At 70.2% G+C, this 22,468-nt stretch carries 24 protein-coding genes, 1 tRNA gene and 2 pseudogenes; 14 read left to right on the top strand and 13 right to left on the bottom strand.

The features are described from left to right. Positions 1–149 precede the first annotated feature (149 nt). The 4 genes from FHS39_RS08180 (at position 150) to FHS39_RS08195 (ending at position 5,331) form a co-directional block, all read left to right on the top strand. A complete protein-coding gene (locus FHS39_RS08180) occupies positions 150–1,316 on the top strand; it encodes an HpcH/HpaI aldolase/citrate lyase family protein (protein ID WP_184347778.1) in 1,167 nt (388 codons plus the stop codon). Beyond that, positions 1,313–3,784, top strand: coding sequence for a phosphoribosyltransferase (locus FHS39_RS08185; protein WP_184347780.1), 2,472 nt, complete (start codon positions 1,313–1,315; stop codon positions 3,782–3,784). Before FHS39_RS08180 ends, FHS39_RS08185 begins: the two co-directional genes overlap by 4 nt. Next, positions 3,781–4,590 (top strand): HAD family hydrolase, encoded by an 810-nt coding sequence (locus FHS39_RS08190; protein WP_184347782.1) that lies wholly within the window; start codon positions 3,781–3,783, stop codon positions 4,588–4,590. The genes FHS39_RS08185 and FHS39_RS08190 overlap by 4 nt, the downstream gene beginning before the upstream one ends. Before the next feature lie 75 nt (positions 4,591–4,665). Continuing rightward, complete coding sequence (locus FHS39_RS08195) at positions 4,666–5,331, top strand: class I SAM-dependent methyltransferase (protein ID WP_184347785.1); 666 nt, start codon at positions 4,666–4,668, stop codon at positions 5,329–5,331. Positions 5,332–5,416: 85 nt separating this feature from the next. Here the strand turns inward: FHS39_RS08195 and FHS39_RS08200 are convergent, their stop codons facing one another. The 3 genes from FHS39_RS08200 to FHS39_RS08210 all read right to left on the bottom strand — a co-directional run bounded on the left by FHS39_RS08200 (position 5,417) and on the right by FHS39_RS08210 (position 7,876). Next, complete coding sequence (locus FHS39_RS08200; protein WP_184347786.1) at positions 5,417–5,632, bottom strand: FmdB family zinc ribbon protein; 216 nt, start codon at positions 5,630–5,632, stop codon at positions 5,417–5,419. A gap of 33 nt (positions 5,633–5,665) precedes the next feature. After that, positions 5,666–7,018 (bottom strand): hypothetical protein, encoded by a 1,353-nt coding sequence (locus FHS39_RS08205; RefSeq protein ID WP_343069436.1) that lies wholly within the window; start codon positions 7,016–7,018, stop codon positions 5,666–5,668. Between the two features lie 87 nt (positions 7,019–7,105). Further along, on the bottom strand, positions 7,106–7,876 hold the full coding sequence (locus FHS39_RS08210; protein ID WP_246469989.1) for a DUF4097 family beta strand repeat-containing protein: 771 nt from the start codon (positions 7,874–7,876) through the stop codon (positions 7,106–7,108). Positions 7,877–8,045: 169 nt separating this feature from the next. On the opposite strand from FHS39_RS08210, the gene FHS39_RS08215 reads away from it, so the two are divergent. Then, positions 8,046–8,120: transfer RNA gene (locus FHS39_RS08215), tRNA-Val, on the top strand. A 1,005-nt stretch (positions 8,121–9,125) separates the two neighbouring features. On the opposite strand, the gene FHS39_RS08220 is transcribed toward FHS39_RS08215, so the two are convergent. Further along, the gene (locus FHS39_RS08220; RefSeq protein WP_184347790.1) at positions 9,126–9,602 is read right to left on the bottom strand and encodes an NUDIX domain-containing protein; all 477 of its coding nucleotides are present in this window, start codon (positions 9,600–9,602) and stop codon (positions 9,126–9,128) included. Continuing rightward, the gene (locus FHS39_RS08225; protein WP_184347792.1) at positions 9,589–10,350 is read right to left on the bottom strand and encodes a DUF5919 domain-containing protein; all 762 of its coding nucleotides are present in this window, start codon (positions 10,348–10,350) and stop codon (positions 9,589–9,591) included. The genes FHS39_RS08220 and FHS39_RS08225 overlap by 14 nt, the downstream gene beginning before the upstream one ends. A 434-nt stretch (positions 10,351–10,784) precedes the next feature. On the opposite strand from FHS39_RS08225, the gene FHS39_RS08230 reads away from it, so the two are divergent. Both FHS39_RS08230 and FHS39_RS08235 read left to right on the top strand, forming a co-directional pair. Then, a complete protein-coding gene (locus FHS39_RS08230; protein ID WP_281396788.1) occupies positions 10,785–11,042 on the top strand; it encodes a DUF6255 family natural product biosynthesis protein in 258 nt (85 codons plus the stop codon). Positions 11,043–11,058: 16 nt separating this feature from the next. Beyond that, complete coding sequence (locus tag FHS39_RS08235) at positions 11,059–11,199, top strand: hypothetical protein (protein WP_184347796.1); 141 nt, start codon at positions 11,059–11,061, stop codon at positions 11,197–11,199. Here the strand turns inward: FHS39_RS08235 and FHS39_RS08240 are convergent. Beyond that, on the bottom strand, positions 11,193–12,206 hold the full coding sequence (locus FHS39_RS08240; RefSeq protein ID WP_184347798.1) for a LysR family transcriptional regulator: 1,014 nt from the start codon (positions 12,204–12,206) through the stop codon (positions 11,193–11,195). The two genes, FHS39_RS08235 and FHS39_RS08240, sit on opposite strands and share 7 nt — an antisense overlap. A 194-nt stretch (positions 12,207–12,400) precedes the next feature. Between FHS39_RS08240 and snpA the strand changes: the two genes are divergently transcribed. Then, on the top strand, positions 12,401–13,075 hold the full coding sequence (gene snpA / locus FHS39_RS08245; RefSeq protein ID WP_184347800.1) for a snapalysin: 675 nt from the start codon (positions 12,401–12,403) through the stop codon (positions 13,073–13,075). A 79-nt stretch (positions 13,076–13,154) separates the two neighbouring features. On the opposite strand, the gene FHS39_RS08250 is transcribed toward snpA, so the two are convergent. From FHS39_RS08250 to FHS39_RS08260, 3 genes are all read right to left on the bottom strand, one after another. After that, positions 13,155–13,793 carry a VTT domain-containing protein gene (locus FHS39_RS08250; protein ID WP_184347802.1) on the bottom strand — a complete coding sequence of 213 codons (639 nt, stop codon included), beginning with the start codon at positions 13,791–13,793 and terminating at the stop codon, positions 13,155–13,157. A gap of 217 nt (positions 13,794–14,010) precedes the next feature. After that, complete coding sequence (locus FHS39_RS08255) at positions 14,011–14,499, bottom strand: DoxX family protein (protein ID WP_184347804.1); 489 nt, start codon at positions 14,497–14,499, stop codon at positions 14,011–14,013. Positions 14,500–14,698: 199 nt separating this feature from the next. Further along, positions 14,699–15,370, bottom strand: a complete 672-nt coding sequence (locus FHS39_RS08260) for an HNH endonuclease family protein (RefSeq protein WP_184347806.1) — start codon at positions 15,368–15,370, stop codon at positions 14,699–14,701. A gap of 252 nt (positions 15,371–15,622) precedes the next feature. Between FHS39_RS08260 and FHS39_RS08265 the strand changes: the two genes are divergently transcribed. The 3 genes from FHS39_RS08265 (at position 15,623) to FHS39_RS08275 (ending at position 18,054) form a co-directional block, all read left to right on the top strand. Further along, positions 15,623–16,402 carry an ABC transporter permease gene (locus tag FHS39_RS08265; protein ID WP_343069437.1) on the top strand — a complete coding sequence of 260 codons (780 nt, stop codon included), beginning with the start codon at positions 15,623–15,625 and terminating at the stop codon, positions 16,400–16,402. A 210-nt stretch (positions 16,403–16,612) separates the two neighbouring features. Continuing rightward, a complete protein-coding gene (locus tag FHS39_RS08270) occupies positions 16,613–17,194 on the top strand; it encodes a TMEM165/GDT1 family protein (RefSeq protein WP_184347808.1) in 582 nt (193 codons plus the stop codon). Between the two features lie 131 nt (positions 17,195–17,325). Then, positions 17,326–18,054, top strand: coding sequence for a DUF4097 family beta strand repeat-containing protein (locus tag FHS39_RS08275; RefSeq protein WP_184347810.1), 729 nt, complete (start codon positions 17,326–17,328; stop codon positions 18,052–18,054). Positions 18,055–18,057: 3 nt separating this feature from the next. On the opposite strand, the gene FHS39_RS26015 is transcribed toward FHS39_RS08275, so the two are convergent. The 4 genes and pseudogenes from FHS39_RS26015 to FHS39_RS08290 form a co-directional block, all read right to left on the bottom strand. Next, positions 18,058–18,312 carry a DUF6255 family natural product biosynthesis protein gene (locus tag FHS39_RS26015; RefSeq protein WP_425507753.1) on the bottom strand — a complete coding sequence of 85 codons (255 nt, stop codon included), beginning with the start codon at positions 18,310–18,312 and terminating at the stop codon, positions 18,058–18,060. Continuing rightward, the gene (locus tag FHS39_RS08280; RefSeq protein ID WP_184347812.1) at positions 18,309–18,503 is read right to left on the bottom strand and encodes a hypothetical protein; all 195 of its coding nucleotides are present in this window, start codon (positions 18,501–18,503) and stop codon (positions 18,309–18,311) included. Before FHS39_RS08280 ends, FHS39_RS26015 begins: the two co-directional genes overlap by 4 nt. A 172-nt stretch (positions 18,504–18,675) precedes the next feature. Next, positions 18,676–19,425 carry a transposase family protein gene (locus tag FHS39_RS08285; RefSeq protein WP_184347814.1) on the bottom strand — a complete coding sequence of 250 codons (750 nt, stop codon included), beginning with the start codon at positions 19,423–19,425 and terminating at the stop codon, positions 18,676–18,678. Between the two features lie 124 nt (positions 19,426–19,549). Beyond that, positions 19,550–20,314: pseudogene (locus FHS39_RS08290) on the bottom strand (GntR family transcriptional regulator); the annotation flags it as partial. 18 nt (positions 20,315–20,332) lie between these two features. Here FHS39_RS08290 and FHS39_RS08295 point away from each other — a divergent pair. From FHS39_RS08295 to FHS39_RS08305, 3 genes and pseudogenes are all read left to right on the top strand, one after another. Then, on the top strand, positions 20,333–20,803 hold the full coding sequence (locus FHS39_RS08295; RefSeq protein WP_184347818.1) for an NUDIX hydrolase: 471 nt from the start codon (positions 20,333–20,335) through the stop codon (positions 20,801–20,803). A 20-nt stretch (positions 20,804–20,823) separates the two neighbouring features. Continuing rightward, positions 20,824–21,387 (top strand): annotated as a pseudogene (locus FHS39_RS08300) (GntR family transcriptional regulator); the annotation flags it as partial. An 88-nt stretch (positions 21,388–21,475) separates the two neighbouring features. Next, entirely contained in the window at positions 21,476–21,757 is a 282-nt protein-coding gene (locus tag FHS39_RS08305) for a putative quinol monooxygenase (protein ID WP_343069438.1), read from the top strand. Positions 21,758–22,468: the final 711 nt, after the last annotated feature.

Here is a 22,468-nt window from a genome sequence, read left to right on the forward strand (position 1 = left end):
TATCGCTTACCGAACCGAGCCATCCCCGTCACGAGTTTTTCACGTGCTTGGGGAACTCTTGACCCATCCCCGGACGTACGATAATCGGCCGCGCCTCTTAGCCGGGTGGCCCGGAGGGAGACGTGCGGGCACTGCAGACGGGGAGAGCAATGAGGCATTTCGGGTACCTTGCGCCTGCGGTGCGGAATGGTTTGTTCCATCAGGAGCCGGGTGAGTTCGACGCCGGTTCGCCGGCGCGTACGCTCTCCGTCGCCCTCGGCGCCACGCTCTACAGCCCCGCCACCCGGCCCACCCTCGCCCGGGACGTCCTCAAGCAGGCCCGGCGCGGCGTGGTCTCCATGGTGCTGTGCCTGGAGGATTCCATCGGCGACGCCGAGGTGGCGGCCGGCGAGGAGAACCTCGTCCGCCAGCTCACCGAGCTCGACGGCCATGACAGCGGCGAACTGCCGCTGCTCTTCGTCCGCGTGCGCGAGCCCGGCCAGATCACCGACCTCGTGCGGCGGCTCGGCCCCGCCGTCCGGTCGCTGTCCGGATTTGTCCTGCCCAAATTCACCGAAGAGCGCGGACTGCCCTTCCTCGAAGCGCTGGCCGACGCCGAAACCGCCTGCGGGCGACGGCTGTTCGCCATGCCCGTCCTGGAATCGCCCGAACTGCTCCACCTGGAGACCCGCAGGGAGACCCTCGGCGGCATAGTCCGCACGGTCGAGAAGTACCGCGAGCGCATCCTGGCGCTGCGGCTCGGCGTCACCGACTTCTGCTCCGCGTACGGGCTGCGCCGTGCGCCGGACATGACCGCCTACGACGTCCAGCTCGTCGCCTCCGTCATCGCCGACGTCGTCAACGTCCTCGGCCGCGCCGACGGCAGCGGCTTCACGGTCACCGGCCCGGTGTGGGAGTACTTCCCGCAGCCCGAGCGAATGTTCAAGCCACAGCTGCGCCGCAGCCCGTTCGCCGGCCCCGCCGAGGCGCTGCGCACGGCCCTGATCGAGCACGACCTGGACGGCCTGCTCCGCGAGATCCAGCTCGACCGCGCCAATGGCCTGCAGGGCAAGACCTGCATCCACCCCTCCCACGTCGCGCCCGTGCACGCGCTGTCGGTCGTCAGCCACGAGGAGTTCAGCGACGCCCAGGACATCCTGCGCCCCGAGCGGGGAGGCGGCGGCGTGCTGCGCTCCGCCTACACGAACAAGATGAACGAAGTGAAACCCCACCGCGCCTGGGCGGAGCGGACCATGCTGCGCGCCGAGGTCTTCGGCGTCGCCCGCGAGGACGTGAGCTTCGTGGAGCTGCTGGCGGCGGGGTTGCAGGACGTATGAGCGAGGAGAGTTCGCACGTGGTGTGGTCGGGACAGTGGGTCGCGGACCGGCTGGGCGTCGGGCTGGAAGGTGACGCCCGCCTGCCGGAGCTGCTGGGCCTGGCCCTGCGGCGCAATCCGAAACGGGCGCACCTGCTCGTCTCCAACGTGCTGGGCAAGCACGTGCCGGCGTCCCCCTCGCGGGTGTACGAGGCCGGGGCCGGCCTCGGCCGCCGGGTGCGGGCCCTGCTCGGCGACGCGGACGCCGGGCGGGCGGCGGTGCTCGGGTACGCCGAGACGGCCACGGGCCTGGGCCACGCGGTGGCGGACGGCATCGGGCTCGCCCCGTACCTGCACTCGACCCGGCGGGCCGTGCCCGGCGTGCCGTCCGTCGGCGGGTTCGAGGAGGAACACAGCCACGCCACGTCGCACCTGCTGCTGCCGGAGGATCCGGACTTCTTCTCGGGCGACGGCCCGCTGGTGCTCGTCGACGACGAGTTCTCTACGGGGCGGACGGTGCTCAATACGATCGGGGCGTTGCATGGGCGGTTTCCGCGGTCGCGGTATGTGATCGTTGCGCTGGTCGACATGCGGGGTGCCGGTGACCGGGCGCGGTTGACGGAGTTCGCGCGCGAGCTGGGGGCGCGGGTGGAGGTGGTCGCGCTGGCGTCCGGCACGGTGTCCTTGCCGGACGGGGTGCTGGAGCGGGGGCAGCAGTTGGTGGCTGAGGCGTCGTCGCCGTCTGCGGGTGCGTTTGTGCCCACCTTCCTGCGGGACGATTGCCCACAAACGCAGCGGGTTGAGCTCGGCTGGCCGGTCGGGCTGCCCGACGGTGGCCGGCACGGCTTCACGCCGGAGCACCGGGCGCGGCTGGAGGCGGCGCTTCCGCGCATGGCCGAGCAACTCACCCGGGTTGTGGGCAATCGTCCCGCTGGGGCGGGACGGGTGGGCACAACCCGACCCGCAGACGACAACGCCGCCCAGCCACCCCGCCGCGTCCTCGTCCTCGGCACCGAAGAGCTGATGTACGCCCCCCTGCGCCTCGCGCAAGCGCTTGAGCCCGCGTTCGAAGACGTCCGGTTCTCCACCACCACCCGCTCACCCGTCCTCCCCGTTGACGACCCCGGCTACGCGATCCGATCGCGGATAACGTTCCCCGCCCACGACGACCCCGCCGACGGTCCCGGCGAGCGCTACGCCTACAACGTCGCGGACGCCCGCTTCGACGCCGTCATCGTCGTCGTCGACTCCGCCGCCGACACCCCCGAACTCCACGCCCCCGGCGGCCTGTTGCACCAGCTCGCCGCGCACACCCGAAAGGTGCTGCTCGCCGTGATCCCCTCCCACCGCGCCGCAGGCCAACCGCTCCGCGGCCCCGCCTTCTCCTCCTACGCGCCGGAGGACGTCGGCTGGCTGCTGCAGGACCTGTCGTCCGTGGAGCTGGAGGCCCCCACCGAGGAGCGCGAGGAGGCGATCCAGAGCGGCGGCGCGCACTACGCCGAGTCGCTGCCGGTCGAGTACCAGCCCAGCGAGCGCTACCAGGCGCTCTACCGCTCGGCACTCGACGCCTCAGCCACCCGCATCGCCCGTGCCGTCGGCACTGTCACAGAGACCGTGCTCGCCGAGCGCTCGCCCCGCCCCGTCCTCGTCTCGCTGGCCCGCGCCGGTACGCCCGTAGGTGTGCTGATGCGCCGCTGGGCGCGGCACGTGCACGGGCTGGACCTGCCGCACTACGCCGTCTCCATCGTGCGCGGCCGCGGCATCGACACCACCGCACTGCGCTGGCTGGCCGACCACCATGACCCCGCCGACGTCATCTTCGTCGACGGCTGGACCGGCAAGGGCGCCATCACCCGCGAACTCGACGAGGCCCTGGACGGCACCCCCTTCGACCCGCGCCTCGCCGTGCTCGCCGACCCCGGCCACTGCGTGACGACCTACGGCACCCGGGACGACTTCCTCATCCCCTCCGCCTGTCTCAACTCCACCGTCTCCGGCCTGATTTCGCGCACCGTGCTGCGCGCCGACCTCGTCGGCCCGCACGACTTCCACGGCGCCAAGTTCTACCGCGAGCTCGCGGGCGCCGACGTCTCCCGCGCCTTCGTCGACGCCGTCGCCGCCCGCTTCGGCGACGTCGGGCAGGACGTCGCCCTCGACGCCAAGGAGCTCGCCGCGGCCGACCGCACCCCCACCTGGAAGGGCTGGGCCGCCGTCGAGCGGATCAGCGAGGAGCATGGCATCCACGACGTCAACCTCGTCAAGCCCGGCGTCGGCGAGACCACCCGCGTCCTGCTGCGCCGCGTCCCCTGGAAGATCCTCGCCGACCGCACCGCCGGGGCGGACCTGGATCACGTCCGGCTGCTGGCCGGGCAGCGCGGCGTCCCGGTCGAGGAGGTGGAGGGCCTGCCCTACAGCTGCGTCGGCCTGATCCACCCCCGCTACACCCGCGGCGCCACCGGCGCCGACGGCAAGGCGGTGCAGTCCCGGTGACCACCCTCATCGCCAGCGACCTCGACCGCACCCTGATCTACTCCACCGCCGCCCTGGGTCTGGCCATGCCCGACGCACAGGCACCCCGTCTGCTGTGCGTCGAGGTGTACGAGCACAGGCCGCTCTCCTACATGACGGAGACCGCCGCCGCCCTGCTGGCCGGGATGGCCCGTACGGCCCCCGCGGTCGCGTTCGTCCCCGCCACCACCCGCACCCCCGAGCAGTACGGCCGTATCCGGCTGCCCGGCCCCCCGCCCGAGTACGCGGTCTGCGCCAACGGCGGCGAACTGCTCGTGCACGGCGAGAGCGACCCCGCCTGGCGGGCACAGGTGCGCCGCAGGCTCACCGCCGAATGCGCCCCGCTGGCGGAGGTGCACCGGCACCTGGTGAGCACCGCCGACCCGGCCTGGCTGCTCAAGGAGCGCACCGCCGCGGACCTGTTCGCCTACCTCGTCGTCGACCGCCCGAACCTGCCCGAACCGTGGGTGAAGGAGCTCGCCGAGTGGGCCGACGGCCGCGGCTGGACCGTCTCGCTCCAGGGCCGCAAGGTCTACGCCGTGCCGAAGCCGCTCACCAAGAGCGCCGCGGTCGCCGAGGTCGCCCGCCGTACCGGCGCCGGCACGGTGCTCTCCGCCGGCGACTCGCTGCTCGACGCCGATCTGCTGCTGGCCGCCGACCGCGCCTGGCGCCCGGGCCACGGCGAACTGGCGGCCGCCGGCTGGAGCGCCCCGCACGTCACCGCACTGGACTCCTGCGGCGTGCTGGCGGGGGAGGAGATCGTCAGGGCTTTCGCGGAAGGCTCGTAAGCGGAAGGCTCGTATGCGGCCCTGCCGGACCGTAACCTCAAGGCGTCAACTCAACTGAGCCGCCCAGGAGTCCGCGTGGCCGACGTCAAGAACCCGCCGCTCACCCCCGAGCTGTACGCCTACGTGCTCGCCCACAACCCGCCGCTCGACCCGGTGCAGCGCGCCCTCGTCGAGACCACCCACGCGCTCTTCCCCGCCGACGCGATCAAGCAGGTCCCCGAGGAGCAGAGCGCGCTGCTGGCCTTCCTGGTCCGCCTCACCGGCGCCCGGCGGATCCTCGAAGTCGGCACGTTCACCGGCCTGTCCGCCCTGGCCATGGCCCAGGCGCTGCCCGACGGCGGGAAGCTGCTCACCCTCGACATCTCCGAGGAGTGGACGGCCCACGCCCGCGAGGCCTGGGCGAAGGCCGGCGTGACCGACCGCGTCGAGCTGCGCATCGGGCCCGCCCTGGACTCGCTGCGCGCCCTGCCCGCCGAGCCGCACCTCGACCTCGCCTTCCTCGACGCCAACAAGGACGGCTACATCGGCTACTGGGAGGAGATCGTGCCGCGGCTGCGCCCCGGCGGGCTGCTCGCCGTCGACAACGTGCTCTTCTCCGGCCAGGTCGCCGACCCGTCGGTGACCGCCGGGCCCGGCATGGACGTCAGGGTGTTCAACGAACACGTGGCGGCGGACGGGCGGATGGAGTCGGTCATGCTCACGGTCGCCGACGGGCTGACGCTGGCGCGCCGCACCGCGTAGCTTTCACCGCGTGGCTCTCCGCAGGCCGCATGCGTCCTCCGCCGCGCGGCGGAGGACGACCGGCCCGCTCGCGGTCCCGGCTCTGCTAGCCGCAGCAGCCCCCACCGCAGCAGCCACCGCCACCGCCGCCGGAAGGCCGCGCCGGAGCGGCGGCCGAACCCGTGACGGCCACGGTCGACAGCAGCTTCACCGTGTCGGTGTGCCCGTCGGGGCAGGTCGCGGGTGCGGACGACTCGGACATGGGCCGGTTCAGCTCAAAGGTGCCGCCGCAGGCCTTGCAGCGGTATTCGTAACGAGGCATGCGGGCAGCATAGTGAGGGCGCGGGGACGGCCGTCACCGTCCCGCACCGCGCTCCTCGCGGATCTCCTGCACGACGCGGGCGGCTGTCTGCCGCACCGCCTCGGTCTCGGTCAGGAAGTGCCACCAGTCCGGATGCCGACCCTCCAGGCCACCGACGGCCCGCTCCAGGCGGGCCACCGCCTCGTCGAGGGGGCGGGCGTGGCGCGGGTCGGGCGTGCTGCGCCCGGTCATCGCGAGCCGCTGGGCGTCGCGCACGGCGAAGCGGGTGCGCTCGACCTCGCCCTGGTGGTCGAAGGAGACCTCGTCCAGGCGGCGCAGCCGGTCGCCGGCGGCCGAGACGGCCTCGTCGGTGGTGCCGAGCAGCGCCCGGACGGTGGCCAGCAGCGCGGTGGCGTCCGCCCAGCGCTGCTCGTCCCGCGCCGCACGGGCCTCGCGCAGTTTCTCCTCCGCCTGCGCGACCGCCCGCTCCGCCTCCTCGGGCACCCGCTGGAGGTCCTGCCAGCAGGCGGCGCTGTAGCGGCGGCGCAGCTCGCTGAGGACCGGGGCGACGCCCGCCGCGCGGGTGGTCAGCGCCTGGGCGCGGGTGCGCAGCGAGACGAGCCGTTTGTCGAGCTCGGCGGCCTTCTGCGGCAGCTGCTCGGCCTCGGCGCGGATCGCCTCGGCCTCGCACCGGACGTGCTCGGCGCGCTGTACGGTCTCCTGCACGCCGTGCCGGGCGGCGCCCTGGTTGAGCTTGGTCAGCTCGGGGGAGAGGGCGGCGAGGCGGGCAGCGAGGTCGTCGGCCCCCAGGCCCGCGGCGCGGGCGGCGTCCAGGGCGTTGCTCGCGGCGAGCAGCCCCTGCCGGGCCCGCTCGACGGCGGGGGCGAGCTGCGCCAGCTGGTTCTCGGCCCTGGTCAGCAGGGGCGCCAGGCTCTGCCCGAACCGCTCCAGGTCCGCCTTGGCGCGCACCAGGTCGTCCTTGGCCCGGGTCAGCTCGCCGCGGGCGCGGGCGGCGGCCGCGGCGTCCAGGTCCTCGCGGTCCAGGTCGTGTGCGTCCACGGCGGTGATGTAGGCGCCGGAGACCTCGTCGATGCGCTGCCCGAATGCCTCGAAGTCGGCGGCGGCCTTGCGCCCGGCGGGCGAGGAGTCCGCCGCCGTGATCGTCTCGATGGCGATCCGCAGCTCGCGCTGGGCGGTGTCCAGTTCGTAGAAGGCCGCGGCGGCCTCGTCCTTCGCGGCCTGTGCGTCGGCCCGCTGGCTCTCGCTGCGCCCCCAGCCCCAGCGGCGGGCGCTGCCGCCCGCGAAGGCGGCGGGTGCGGCAGCGAGCAGCAGGGGGAGGGGAAGGAGGACGAGGGCGAGGGTCTCCCGGACCGCAGCCGTCACCGTACGCGCGCAGGTCGCCGTCACTTGCCCTCTCCCGATGGATCGCCCCAGGCCCGGGTGTCATTCTCCCACCCGCCGGGGACGAGCACGAAGGGCCCTCCGCTCGGGGTATCAGTCCGCGGTGCGCACTTGGATGCCGCCGTTCTCGCTGCGCGCGCTCACGGTGTGCCGACTGGCGTCGTCCCGCGGGACCTCGACCTTGACCTGCCCGTTGTGGCTGGTCGCGTCGACCTTGTACGGGGCGCGGGGGAGGGTGATGGTGGTGGCGCCGTTGTCACTGTCGGTGCGGACGCTGTCGGGCACCCGGTTCAGTCCGAGGCGTATCTGCCCGTTCTTGGTGACGGCCGAGACCTGCTGCGAGTCGAGGCCCTTGGCGGAGAGGCTGCCGTTGGTGGTCTTCAGATCGACGGGGCCCTTGGCGTCGTTCACGTCGACGGACCCGTTCGTCGACGTGATCTTCAGGGTGGTGTCGAAGCCGTGCGCGGTGACGGCGCCGTTGTCGTCCTTCACGGTGACGGCGACGCCGCGCGGCACCTCGATCCGGTGCTTGGCGTCACACCCGACGGTGAGGCCCTTGCAGTTCATCCGCAGCTTGAGGGTGTCGCCCTCCATCCGCCAGGTCACCCCCGCGGAGCCGCCCATGGCCCATCCGTCGAACCACCGGGTGACCTTCACGTCCTTGCCGCTGCCGCCGGGCACGAGCTCGATCTCCGAGTTGTCGCTGTCGACGGTGAGCTCCTTCCCCTTGAGCGAGAAGGTCTTGTGCTCCGGCGTGGCGTCATCCGCGTTCGCCGACCCGCACCCACTGAGCACGACTCCGGCGGCCAGCACTCCCCCCACCAGACCCGACACCCGTACGGCACGACGCCCGCGGCGAACCATGACGATCTCCATTCCCCCGGACCGGCGCCCTTCGCCGATGCCCCACGACCGACGACTTTATGGACGGTCCCCCGGGGCGGCGATACGACTGCCTACCGCTTTGAAGGTGGTGCTAACCCCCGGTTTGCGGGGACGGGGGGCGGGGCATGTACGCTGTCCTTCCATGCCAGGGCGCATAGCTCAGCGGTAGAGCGCCGCTCTTACAAAGCGGATGTCGGCGGTTCAAATCCGTCTGTGCCCACCAGTGCGAAAGCCCCCAGTCGATCAAGACTGGGGGCTCTTTGACATCCGCAGATGACATCAACGTCGGTGGCGACCGGGCATCCGGTCCATGTGGACGAGCGCCTCACGAGGGTGGGGGCACGCCGGGCCCGGCGATCGGCATACACGGCGAGCGCGGTCCACGCAGTCCTCCTTCATCCACATGTCAGCGGTGTGCCGGGCACCGCGCATCGTGAAGCCCGGCAGGATCGGTGCCCAAGTTTCCTGTCCGGCGTAGCCCCTCTTCCGCTCGATGGCCTTGCGGCCATCCTGCGGCCGGCCGCAGGATCCGCCCGAAGTTGCCGCGCCTCCACGTCTGACCCCCAGCGGCCGAGAACGGGCAGTCGTACGGCCACGATTCGATGTGCCGATCCCAAAGCCGCACCAGGAACGAGGGGATATCGACTTCGCGAGCTGAGTGCACGCACCGCCGGCGTCAGAGCCCCCCGCCCCGTAGCCAGGGCGGGTGCTCAACGCACCTCGTATGTGCTTACAGGCAGATTGGCCTCAAGCTGTCGGTTGACTGGCGGGCCAGAGCTGGATGAGCCAGTGCTCAAGAGGGTCCTCGTGAGGCTCTTCTGTGGGAACCTCGCCGAAGAGCTCCATAGCAGGAGTATGGTCTCGGCCTCGGCATTGGACACGCAGGTCGTAAGGGCCTGGTGGTAGCTCTAGTCCAGGGCAGGGAGCGTCGAACAGGGCCGCCACCGAGAGGTGGCCTTCGACCGCAGCGTTACGGAATACGCGGACGTAGTCCCACTGGTCTGCTGGCTGGCCATTGGGTTCCCTGGAGTGAGATTCCAATCGCACGAGCGGGTAGAAGTAGCTGTCGCTGCTGGTGAGATGCAAGCCGCCGTCTACGACCTTGGCAATCTCGTCATCCTGAGGCTGTTGGGCGAACGTAAAGGCCCCAACGGCGATAGTGCGATGCGAGATGCATGGGCGCACATCGGCTTGAGCTAGTAGATATGGGTTTGTGGTCATCTTTCCACTATCGAATCGCAGGCATACGCCCGCGCCGCCAGTCGTCCAAGCGCTTGCGAATGCCGTGCACCATAGGCAGTCCGTCCACCTCGTCAGGCGCGAACCAGCCCACGTCCGTCGACTCGTCCGAAGCGACCAGCCGATCCACATCCGTCCCAACCGGGCATGCGAGCAAGCAAATGGAGAACTCCTGCCGCACTTCGCCGTCGTCGTAGGCGAAGACGTGCCGGGGGTCGGTGTACGTGCCTACGATGCCGGTCACTTCGATGTCGAGACCGGTCTCCTCCTTCGTTTCCCGTACCGCGCACTCGGCGAGGGACTCGCCCAGATTCATGGCGCCACCGGGAAGGGCCCACATGCCGTTGTCGCTGCGTCGCTGGAGCAGGACTCGACCCGCAGCATCGACGACGATGGCCGATGCGGCCGGGACCAGGCTGTTGGCGGCGGGGGCATCGGGGTCGTCCTCGAAATCACGTCTGCCCATGTGCGAGTCCTTCCCAGACCGGAGTTCCGTTCTTCCACAACTCTTCGACGTGTGACGCGAATCGGTCGAACAAGCCGTCCCCCTGACAGCGCCGGAGGTGGAGCGTAGGGGCATCATGCCCAACTCGGTGAGTCAGCAATGGCGTCACGATCATGTCGTCATCGAACCGGAAGACGGAAAGATGCGCATGCCCGCCGCTGTACCTCGCTTCGATCGCTGGCTGAGTCTTGATCTTCTCCAGTTCCGCAAGGGTCACGCGGATGCGGGTGGACAGGGTCAGAGGAACTCCCTCGTCCTGCTCCCGCGAACGCGTCAGATCGCTGTCCGGCTCACCGACGAGGAAGCGAACGCGGCACCCTTGGGCCGCCTTGCGGCGCAGCGCCGCACCAAAGTGGGCCTGCTCCAGCCAAAGGAAATAGTTGGTATAACCGGCGAAAGTCAGCTGTTCCGCCGCTTTGGTGATCAGCGAGCGCCACAGCGAGGCCGGGCATCCGGATCGGTAGGGGTACACGGAGACGATTTCCCGGTCGGGCCCGAGCTTGATGGCTTTCTTGGCTGCCGTCGGCCAAAGCACTGCCTCGTCCTCTCCCAGCGCCTCGCAGACCGCCCAGCGGTGCCTGGCCCGGGGGACCCTGCCCGGCTGGGTGATCCACCTGCTCACCGTCTTGATGTCGACGCCACACCGCTCGGCCAGCTGCCGGTCCGTCAGTCGGGCACTGGCCATGGCACGACGCAGAGTTTCGTTCATACGTACCCCCTAGGACGTTGGGAGCGCATGGAACGCTAAGCCCACTCCGTTCCCAACGTCCCTCGAACGCAGTAGGAACGACCCCTTCGAGGCACGAAGGTGGAAGCCATGACCGCCATTCAGCACAGCCCACTGGATCCCTCAGCCCGCGAAGGCGCCTCCCTGCCGCCGCCGACTGCCTACTCCGAAGGCCAGCTGAGCGGGAACAGATGCTGCTGGTGCCGTTTGTCCGGTGGAGGCCACGTTCCGGCTGGCCGTATCGCGGTCACCGATTGGTCCGGCAGAACGACGACATGGCATCTCAAGGCATGCGCGGCCTGCGCCGCAAACTGGTGTATCCGCAGTGACGGCACACGGTGACGGGCGGCCGCGCCGCACTCGGACTGGGCTTCGGGCCACCCGGGAGCGGCTTGCGAAAGCAAGGCATCCGCAACATGTCCTGCCCTCACCCCGCGGCAGATTGGGTGTCTACGGACTGCATGAAGACCTGCCGTGGATGCGGCACGCACCGCTTCATCGACTACCGCCCCCTGGCCCTGGCCCTGCCGCTGCCGGAAGGCCCCCACCCCCACGGTCCGACCGTCACTCACGCAGGCCTGATGCCCCGGCAGCGCAATGCCGGCCAGCTCCCGAGCGCGCTGCTCGCAAAAGTCCGCGAAGCCAACCGCCGCAACCTCAAAGGCAGACCGTAGCTGTCACACTCCCCCAATGATCGTCAGACTCGCGCAAGAGCAGGACGTCCCCGGCTTCCTCGCCCTGGCCGGCCAGGGCGAGCACTGGGCCACCGCCCCCGGCCCCGAAGGCGGTTCACGGCAGAAGTACCGCCGGGTGCAGCCGCGCCCTCAGTGACTCCCCACCGACGGCAGCAGCGGGCTGCCGTGGCGGTCTAACCACGCCCGGTACGCGGTGTTGCGGCCGGACACCGCCACATACGCGTCCATGAGGTCGGCGAACAGGGCGTCGAGCTCCACCAGCGGCAGCGACCCCGGGCGGCAGGCCAGGGAGAGCTGGGTGGTCAGCGGGTCGCCGTACAGGGGGCGGATGACGGTGCCGGGGGTGGGGTCGGCGGTGGGCTGGCAGCAGCGGACCGCTTCGCCGGAGGCGACCAGTTCCGCCGCCGTCGTGGTGTCGCGGACGTGGACGAGGCGGGGGTCCAGGCCCGCCGCCGTGAACGCCCGGCGCAGGGCCGTCGCCTCGTCGTCCGCCGTGGGGTCGACGATCCAGGCCTCCTGGGCCAGTTGCGCGAGGTGTATCACCTCGCGCGAGGCCGCGGCGTGCGCCGAGGACAGGGCGACGAAGCGCGGCTCGCGGGCGATGAGCACGCGGCGCTCGACGCCCGGCGGCACGTGCAGCGGGAAGCCCTCGGCCTCGTGGACGAAGGCCACGTCCAGCTGGTTGGTCGCGAGGAGTTGCAGCAGCGTGTTGGAGGAGACCTCTATATGGATCGTGGTCTCCGTCTCCGGCAGCCGCTCGTGGATGCGGCTCAGCCAGCCCGTCACCGCACGGCTGCCGATGCTGCCCAGGCGCAGGCGCACCCCGCCCACCCCGACGGCCGCCTCCCGCGCCGCCGTGACCAGGGCGGCCATCTCCGCGACGATCGGCCTCGCGCGCGAGAGCACGGAGTGGCCCAGCGGCGTCGGCCGGCTGCCGGTCTGGCCACGGGTGAACAGCAGGCCCCCGATGGCGGTTTCGATGCGCCGGAGCTGAGTGGTGAGCGAGGGCTGGGTCATGCCCAGCTGCACCGCGGCCTTCCGCACGCTGCCGGTGTCTGCGATGGCGCAAAGTGCACGGAGGTGCCTGACCTCTAGCTCCACGTGGGGAGCATAACTGCGCCTCCTGCGCCACACCAGACACATCCCGGCCGCACGCGAGCAGTTGGAGGGCGCAGGGTAGGTGATTGGATGGTGCTATGGCCAATTGGCATCATCCATATCACTGATAACTCGTCAGAGACTCAAGGGGAACAAGAGTTCACCCGGTGAACCCCGGCCGCCGCGGCCCACCTCGCGCGCGGCCGAAGAGGTTCTCGGCACGAATGGGAGTCCCCCACATGAAACGCTCCACGATGGTGCTGTCGGCCGCCCTCGGCCTCGGCCTCGCGGCCACCATGGCGGCAGTGCCCGCCTCGGCCGTCACGGCCGGCCAGGGCGCGGCGCACGCCAAGGCCTCGTACAAGACGTCCTCGTACGTCGGCTCGGCGGCCGAGGAGAAGAACAACAAGGCCTTCTTCGAGGCCGTGATGAAGTCCGCCAGAGCGAAGCAGGCCGCAACGCCCGGTCTGCGCTCGGTCACCGTCACCTACGACCCCAGCCAGGCGCCGAGCTTCGCGACGGAGATAGCCAACAGCGCCCGGATCTGGAACAGCTCGGTGCGCAACGTTCAACTGCGGGCCGGCAGCAACGCCGACTTCAACTACTACGAGGGCAACGACGAGCGCGGCTCGTACGCCAGCACCGACGGCCACGGCCGCGGCTACGTCTTCCTCGACTACCAGCAGAACGAGCAGTACGACTCGACGCGCGTCACCGCGCACGAGACCGGCCACGTCCTCGGCCTGCCGGACCACTACTCAGGCCCGTGCAGCGAGCTGATGTCCGGCGGCGGCCCCGGCCCGTCCTGCACCAACCCATACCCGAACTCCGCCGAGAAGAGCCGGGTCAACCAGCTCTGGGCGAACGGGCTCAAGGCGCTGGACGACAAGGGCGTCTTCACCAAGGTGCACTGACCTGCATACGACGGTGGCCTGGTCCCCCCGGTTCGGGGGGACCAGGCCACCGTTTCGTGTGTGGTGGTGTGCCGGAACGCTACTGCGCCCGGGCCTCCCGCTCCTCGGGGCGCTTCATCAGGAACACCGCCCCCGCCCCGGCCGCGAAGAGTGCGAAGACCGACACCGCCGTGCTCAGCCACGACGCGCCCAGCCACTGGCCGCCGAAGTAGCCCAGGCTCACGCTGTACGCGGCCCAGGTCAGACCCGCGAGCGCGGACCACGGGAGGAATTCGGCCACCCGGCGGTGCATCACGCCCGCGCCGAGGCTGACCACCGACCGTCCGGCGGGCGCGAAGCGCGCCAGGACGACCAGCGGGCCGCCGCCGCGCAGCAGCGCCGTGCCCAGCCGTTCCTGGGCCGCGGTGAGGCGGCGGGAACGGGCGATGGCGCGGTCGAAGCGGTCGCCGCCGCGCCAGGCGAGCCGGTAGGCGACCATGTCGCCGAGCACGGACGCGGTCGCGGCGCACATCACGAGTGCGAACATATTGGGGAGGTCTGCGTGACCGTGTGCGGCATCACCCACCGCGTCGGCGGCGGAGCCTGCGGCCGCGGTGGCGGCGGTGATCACGAGGACCCCGCTCGGCAGCACCGGCACGAAAACATCCAGGAGTACGGAGAGGCCGACGATCACGTATATCCATGGGGTGTCGGCCAACGCCCCCAACTGCTCCAGCACGTCCTGATCTCCCGGTACGGTCCCCCGCCGCGACGTCGCAGGGGAGCGGCAGGGGCGGCCTTCACAACCGTACAGCGTACGCGTGGAGCAACCGCGGGATGTGCGCGGGGTGCGCGGTGTTGTTCCGATGTTGCCCGGATCACGTGATCCGGCAGGGGTGGAGCGGTCCGCCCCCTACCGGATCAGGGGTTGCGCCGTGCGCGGGGTTGCGTGGTGGTCAGCCGCGCTTGCGGCTGAAGATCCGGTCCACCGAGAGTGCGCCCGGACCGGTGAAGACCAGCAGCAGGAACGCCCAGGAGAACATCGCGGACGCCTCGCCGCCGTTCTGGATCGGCCACAGCGCGGTGCCCTGGTGCACGTTGAAGTACGCGTACGCCATGGAGCCCGAGCTGATCAGCGCGGCGCTGCGGGTGCCGACGCCGAGCAGCACCAGGACGCCGCCCACGAGCTGGATCACGGCGGCGTACCAGCCCGGCCAGGTGCCCGCCGCGATCGTGCCGCCGTGCGTGCCCGCCGCACCGCCGAGGACGCCGAAGAGCGAGGCCGCGCCGTGGCAGGCGAAGAGCAGGCCGACCACGATGCGGAACAGGGAGAGGGCGTACGGGCGGGCCGCGTCCAGACGCTCGGTGAGCGCCGGAACGGACGCGTCCGACGCGCTGCTCGCGGCGTTCGGGGAGGACACGGCCGTGGTCGGCGTGGGGGGCATGGGGTCGGCTCCTCGTGTTGGGGACAGGGCACAACGAGTGACTCCAGGTTAGGCACGCCTAATGAGTGCTTGCAAGTTCAAGTTTCTTGATTTCTTCGGATGTCACATTCCGTTCATGAATGCTTCCGGGGTGCCAGGAACGCGACGATCCCCGCCGGGCGCGGCCCGGCGGGGATCGAGGGGGCGGTGGTACGGAAGGTCAGTGGCAGCCGTTGAGGATGCCGGTCAGCGCGTTCTTCTCCGCGGAGTCGACGGTCAGCTTGTAGTAGTGCTTCACGTCGACCCACATCTGCGCGTACGTGCAGCGGTACGAGGCCAGCGGCGGCATCCACTGCGCCGGGTCCTTGTCGCCCTTCGCCTGGTTGACGCGGTCGGTGACGGCGATCAGCTGCGGGCGGGTGAGGTCGTTGGCGAACGCCTGGCGCTGCGCCGTCGTCCAGGAGCTGGCGCCCGACCGCCAGGCCTGGGCCAGCGGCACGAGGTGGTCGATGTCGACGTCCTGGGCGTCCTTCCAGGTGGCGCCGTCGTACGGCGAGCGCCAGGTGCCGGAGACAGCCGCGCACTTGGCGTCCTGCTGCACGTTGTCGCCGTCGCGCTTGAGCACGACCTCGCGGGTGTTGCACTCCCCGTACTGGGTGATCCAGTGCGGGAACTTGGCGCGGCTGTAGCCGTCCATGGTGCCCTCGGGCTTGACCGTCAGCTCGGCCAGATAGGCGCGGGCCGTGGCGGCGTCCGGCGGGCTGGGCGGCGCGGCCTGTGCGGCGGGTCCGTTGAGGACGAGCGTGCCGACGAGGGTGCCGAGCCCTGTGACGACGGCCGTACGACGCGCGTAGACACTGCGCCGGAGGGAGGGAACGCGCACACCGGACATGGGAACTCCCTTGAGAGTGGAGGGGGGAACGGGCCGCAACCGGGTAGCGGCCAGGATCACGGCGACGGGTATCCGGGGGGTGGTCGCCAGGTGACAGGATGGCGACGCGGGCATGTCAAGGCAAGGGTTTACGGGAGTGACATGCGCCTGTTGCGCCACGGCACCCGTTTGGCCTGACGCGCCGCCAGATGCGCCCGGACGCACGGATGTTCGTGGGTCGTGGTGCGGCAGTCGTGACCGTAGGGTGGCCGCGTGCTTGCCGCCGCAGCGCTGCTGCCCGTCAACGCCACGCTCGGCGTGGTCCTCGCCGTCCTGCTCGCCGCCGCCGTCACGGTCGCCGCGGTCGCCCGCCTGGCCGACGTCCGCGGGCGCGGTTACGCCCGCGCCATCGCCCTCGCCGGGCTGCGGGCCGCTGTTCAACTGTCCGCCGTCGCCGCCCTCATCGGATGGGTGGTACGGGCGGTTCCCCTGCTGCTGGGCTTCCTCGCCTTGATGTTCTCCGTCGCGGTGCGCACCGCCGGGCGGCGCATCACGGACAACCGCACCTGGTGGTGGGCGGCGGTGCCGATCGGCGCGGGCGTGCTGCCGGTCGTCCTCGCGCTGCTGCTCACCGGGCTCGTACCGCTGAAGGGCGTCGCCCTGATCCCGGTGACCGGCATCCTCATCGGCGGCGGCCTGACCGCGACCGTCCTCGCCGGCCGACGCGCCCTCGACGAGCTGCACACGCGGCACGGCGAGGTCGAGGCGGGGCTGGCGCTGGGGCTGCTGGAGCGCGACGCCCGGCTGGAGATCGCCCGCCCGGCCGCCTCCGACGCCCTGCTGCCCGGCCTGGACCAGACCCGCACTGTGGGCCTGGTCACGCTCCCGGGGGCGTTCGTGGGGATGCTGCTCGGCGGTGCGTCGCCGCTGCTCGCAGGCGTGGTGCAGCTGTTCGTACTGGTTGCGCTGCTGGCCGTGCAGGCGGTGGCCGTGGCGGTGGTGCTGGAGCTGGTGGCGCGCGGACTGCTGTACCGGTCACGTACCCTGGGGTGAGCAGAAGGGGAGTAGCTCTTCGCCGGACCGTCGACATACTGCTGGGCCTCGCGCCCGGCCGGCGCCCGGAGGCCGGTTCGTCCGAGTCGGCCAGCGAGACCTTCGGCCGCAGTGTCCATGACGCTGCCGTGCCGAAGCGACCCCTCTTTCCCGGTGCTTTCGGTGCGGCAGCCTCACCGCCCACCCATCCACCGACAGAGGAAACCCCCTGTGTTCAGCTTCACCGTAGCCGCGCTGGTCTTCGGCGTGATCTTCCTGGCCGAGCTGCCCGACAAGACGGCCCTGGCCTCCCTGATGCTCGGCACCCGCTACCGCGCCTCGTACGTCTTCGCGGGCGTGGCGGCCGCCTTCGCCGTCCACGTGGCCCTGGCCATCGCGGCGGGCAGCCTGCTCACCCTCCTCCCGCACCGCCTCCTCCAGGCCCTGGTGGGCCTGCTCTTCCTGGCCGGTGCGGCGATGCTGCTGCTGAAGAAGGACGACGAGGAGGAAGAGCCCGCCAAGCCGGCCGACCAGTCCTTCTGGAAGGTCTCGGGCGCGGGCTTCATGCTGATCCTCGTCGCGGAGTTCGGCGACCTCACCCAGATCATGACGGCGAACCTGGCGGCGCGCTACAACGCCCCGGTATCGGTGGGTGTGGGCGCCGTACTGGCCCTGTGGGCGGTGGCGGGCCTGGGCATCGTCGGCGGGAAGACGCTGATGCGGTACGTCCCGCTCAAGCTGATCACGAAGGCGGCGGCGCTGGTGATGCTGGCGCTGGCGGGGTTCAGCCTTTACGAGGCGGTGGTGGGGTAGGGGGTGGCGGCAGTGGGGCCTTGACCCCGGGGGTTTACCCCATGGTCGCCCTCCGGCTCGGCGCGTAGCCTCGTCGGGCGCTCCCTCGGGGGCCGCCCTCCTGTAGCCCCCTCATGAATGGTGGAAGATCCATGCGTGCGCGCCTCCGTCTGCTCACTGCCGTCGTCACGGCCGGAATCGCCGTCGGCGGGCTCAGCGCGTGCGGCATGTTCCGGAAGAACTTCGAGGACGACACCACGCTGTCGCAGAAGATCACTTCCGTGCGGCTGGACAGCGGCTCCGGTGGGGTCACCCTGCGCGGCAAGGAGGGCGCCAACAAGGTGGACCTGCACCGTTACGTCGAATACGGCGGGGACCGCCCGGCAGGGCCGACGCACCGCGTCGAGAACGGTGTCCTGGTCCTCCGCGGCTGTGGCGACGACTGCTCGGTGGCCTACACGGTCGACCTGCCGGCGGGGATCCCGGTGACCGGCGGGACCTCGAGCGGCGCGGTCAGCCTGTCGGGAACGGGCGCGGTAAAGGTGACGACCAGCTCCGGGGCCATTGACCTGGACGGCGTCAGCGGCGCGGTCGAGGTACGGGCCGAAAGCGGCGCCATCACCGGCCGCGGGCTCAAGGGCGGCCCGGTGAAGGCGAAGACCTCCAGCGGGGCCATCGACCTGACCGTGTCCGCACCCCAGGATGTACGGGCGGAAGCCGCCAGCGGCGCGGTCACGGTCACGGTGCCCGCCGGCCGCTACCAGGTGACAGCCCAGAGCAGCAGCGGCGGCAAGGACATAGCCATCCCCGACGACCGGTCCGCCCCGCACCACCTGGACCTGACCACGAGCAGCGGCGCGATCACGGTCAAGCGCTCGTAGGGCTTACGGCTTGGATGTGGTGCTGCGCAGATTCGCTTCGCGGACCTTGGCGAGTAGTGCGGCGCGGGAAGGACCCTGCCGGGTCGGCCCCGGGCCGGGGCGTTCGGGGAGGGGCAAGGCGAGGGCCAAGCCCCGGTAGTCCGCGAAGCGTTGGGTGCCGCAGGCGGTGCACGTGTGGATGCCGCCGGCTGTCGCCCACGCTGCGGCGGGGTGGGCGCAGTGCGCGTTCGTCACGGCGCGAACGTGGCCGGCAATCACGAGTGCACGGCCCGCTGATGCCGCCCCATGGCAGTGGCCATGGCCTCGGCCATGCGCTGGTCGCCTTGCTGGACGGCGGTGTAGCGCTTGGCCTTGATCTCTTTGCATTGAGCGCAGGACGGCAAAGGTTGGCCCGTTTGCTTTCTCTGGTCCTGCGCACGGAAGACGGGCTCACTGGTGAGGTCTTGCATCGAACCTCCCGGTTGTTGCTTCTGACTGCTTGCCGATGAGGCAGACACTCATGCACTCATGTATACGAGTGTATGAGTTGAGAGTGGCCGAACTCCACTGGAGGAGTCAACCTGTCCGGCAAACCCGTGAGGGTGATACTCAGATGACTGATTGTCAGTCGACTGAGCTTCTTCAGCGTTGCCTCTCCAGGGTGAGGATGGCGCATACGATTGACGTCAAACGGTTGGGACTGATCCGGGCCCGGCGGAAGATGCGCCAGGCCTTGAGCCGGGCGAAGGCCCGCTCGACCGGAGCGCGGAGCCGGGCGTGCGCGCGGTTGACGTTCTTCTGCTTGGTGGTGAGTTCTCGCCCGCCGTGCCGTTTGAACGGTGTGCAGAAGGTCCCGCCGGCGCCCTCGTAGGCTTTGTCGGCCAGGACGGGGATCTTGAGTCGTTCACAGATGGTGATGATGTGGTGGGTCTTGGCGGCGGTGATGTCGACTGTGCGCCCGGGCAGTGCGGGTGAGTACCACACGAGTTCGCCGGCCGGTCCGGTGACGGCCTGGATGTTCACTCCGTGTCGCCTGGCCTTGCCGGAATAGTCCTTCTGTCCGTCGCCGACCCGGTCGCACTCGGCGATCGTGCCGTCCACCAGGACATGCTCGGGTTTGGCGCGGCGCAGGGCCTGGGCGAGGGACGGCGCCCTGGAAGCGAGGAGTGTGGTCACGCTGTGCACGTAGGCATGGGCGGTGCTCTCGCTGATCCGGAACCCGGAAGCGATCTGGGCCAGGGTGTCGTGCTTGCGCAGGTACACCAGCGTGATCAGAGCTCGCTGAGACGCCGGCAGCTTGCACCGGCGGTCACCCTCACGCGTGACGATCAGCATGGTCAGCCACTCCACAAGTGCGTGCGGCAGGTCCAGTGCGGCAGGATAGGTGACCAACAAGGCTCCCTGGCAGACGAGTTGAGACGTGAGATCTCTCGCTCAACTGTCCGGGAGCCTTGCCCGTTACGCACCCCTCGCCCGTCACCCGATCAGTGGCCAACTCGAAGAAGCTCACTGAGGCAATCCGGTACTCGAGGATGAAGCGATCCGCGGCCATGACGGTGTCGCAGACCTCGACCACTCGTCCGCCGCTGGTCACGGCGTCTCGCACGAGATGAATGACCGGAGAACCCGGGCTGAGCCTCAGCGCTGAGGCCTCCTGCTTGCTGGCGAGGCGCGCTTGCACGGTCTCCACGTACTCGACAAGGGCATGTCCATGCTCTTCGAGGCGGGCGTAGATCCCGCCTTTGCCCGGGTTCTCATCCAGCAACTCGGGGATTTCCGCCGCCATCGACCAAGGTAGGTAGGAGGTTGCTTCCTCGGTGGGTGCGCCGTCGCTGAAGTACCGTCGGCGCCGGGCCAGCACTTTCTCTCCTGCGGTCATACCCATGCGGGCGGCAACCTCGGCCGGTGCGTCCGCCGGTCCGATGTAGAGCACGTGAACGCTCGGTTTGTGGCCTGCTTGTTCCGCTTCTGCCAGGTAGGCGGCTTTGCCGCTGCTGCGGTGAGTGCGACGGAAACGGTCCGAGGACTTCCTCCGGACAGGGGGCGGGCTCTTCACATACGAGCCGCGCCCATGATGGGTGTCCACCAGCCCCACTGTTCGCAGTTCGGCGATCGCCTTACGCACAGTCCCTTGCGAGACACCGTAACGCTCCATGACCTCGGATTCGCTGGGCACCTGCGCACCGGGGGCCAGAACCCCTGCCCGGATCTGCGCGGCCAGATCGTCAGCGATCTGCAAGTATCGCGGCTTGCCTGAGTCTCGTGAGACCTCGTTCCCCATCGGCCTGCCCGCCCTCCTATGCTCGTCCGCATGAATACAGCGGGCCAGTCTTCCAGGTCCATGCCGCTCCACTCGGTCTCGGTGGCAGGGGCCGTCGTGCGTGACGACGGTCGCGTCCTCGCGATCCGGCGGGCGGACAACGGGCACTGGGAGCTCCCGGGCGGGGTCCTGGAGCTCGAAGAGGCGCCGGAAGAAGGCACCCGCCGGGAAGTGCTGGAAGAGACCGGCGTCGAGGTCGTCGTGGACCGGCTGACCGGCGTCTACAAGAACATGGCGCGCGGCATCGTCGCCTTGGTCTTCCGTTGCCGCCCCGTCGGCGGGTCCGAACGGACGTCGGTCGAGTCCGCCGCCGTGGCGTGGCTGACGCCCGAAGAAGTGACCGCGATGATGGCCGAGGCCTACGCGGTACGTCTGACCGACGCGCTGAGCCATGACGGTCCGCGTGTGCGCATCCACGACGGGCAGCGGCTGGTGCCGGAGGCCGCTTGAAGGAGAGTGACCGGCCGATGTCCCATCGCAGCACCGGACCGCAGTTGCAGCCCTTCCCACCGCTCCGTCGGCGCGGCATCCCACGCTTGTCCGAGACGGCCTGGAACTCCGGTCGGTCCATCTGGTCGGACGAGGCCCAGGAGCGCACCTTGGCCGTCGACCGGATCGAGGTCGCCGAACGTGTGGTGCCGGAGCACGTGGCCGGTCTCCTGGGCGTGGAGCCGATTGCGAAGGTCTGGGCACGAAAGCGGCGCTACGTTCTGGATGGGCGGCCGGTCCTGCTCTCCACCTCATACCTGCCCGCCGACCTCGTGGCCGGGTCCGCCATCACTCGGGAGGACACCGGTCCGGGCGGCATCTACGCACGTCTTGCCGAGCTCGGCTGCAAGCCGGTCCGCTTCCGGGAAGAGATCCGCTGCCGCATGCCTTCTGCCGAGGAATCCAGGCAGTTGGACCTCTCCGCCGGAACCCCGGTCGTTCTGATCCGGCGGACTGCCTTCGCCGAGGGCGGCAGGGCTGTCGAGGTCAGTGAGATGACGCTGGACTCGACGTCGTATGTGCTGGAGTACGAGTTCGACGCCTGAGAAGCCGGGCTGGGTTCTGGGGGGAAGCCCCACCCTCAACGGCCTCGATCTGCAAGTCTGACCCATGACTTCTGGCTTTGGGCTGGTCGTGCGCTTCATCCTGAGGGACGCCGCTGCAACGGCAGCCTTCGACGAATTGGTGTCGCAGACCTTGGACGGGATCCGGAAGCATGAACCCGGAACCCTGCTGTACGTCAGCCACGGAGTCCCGGGCGAGCCGGAGCAGCGGGTCTTCTACGAGATGTACCGGGACCGCGCCGCGTTCGAAGTTCACGAGCGGCAGCCGCACATCCGGCACTTCCTTGTCGAGCGCGAGAAATTTGTGACAGCGGCCGACGTGACCTTCCTGGAGCGCATCGAAGGTCAGTAGAGGTTTGCCATTCGGTCAGCCACCCGCCGTTCCCGCTTGGCTGAGTCCCCGCCGCGTCCTGGCCGGCGCCCGAGGAAGTGGCCGCGACGATGGTCGAGATGTGCGCGGTCCGCCTGTTCGGCGCCCTGAGCCATGACGCCCCGCCCATGCCTCGCAGTGAGGGGCATGGGCGGGGGCTTCGTGGTGTGAGAACACCCGTTCGGCCGGTGTCGTGACCAGCGACGGCCGGACGGGCGTTTGGCGATCTGGTAGCGGCCGGAGGTGCCGAGTCGCCCTTGTGCAGGACTTGCGAGCGGTGACGCGCCCACCCCGCGCGGCACTCCCGCTCCAGCTCTTCCAGCCTCTGAATCTCGGCCAGCGGCCCCTGAACTCGGGACCACGGGAGTCCGCCGATGGCGCCGTTGAGAGCACTTCGCCACCGGGCGCAGAGCGGGCAGGGTAGGGGCAAGTCCTGTTCGAACGTGGGTGCTTGGCGTACCTGCGGGCAGCACTAGGGGCAGGTTAGGTCTATGGCCATCGGCGCATTGATCAGGGACCTCCGCAAGGCACGAGGATGGTCCCAGGGGCGACTAGCGGACGAGATCAACGACGCCTTCGGGACGGGGCCCATTCGGGAGTACGTCAGCCGCTGGGAACGTTTCAAGGTGGAACCAGGAGCGTTCAAGAGGCCGCGCAGATAGGTGCGGTGGGGAGCCCTGTCGCGAGATAGGC

It is taken from the genome of Streptomyces olivoverticillatus, assembly GCF_014203555.1.
GTDB classification, from domain to species: Bacteria; Actinomycetota; Actinomycetes; order Streptomycetales; family Streptomycetaceae; genus Streptomyces; species Streptomyces olivoverticillatus.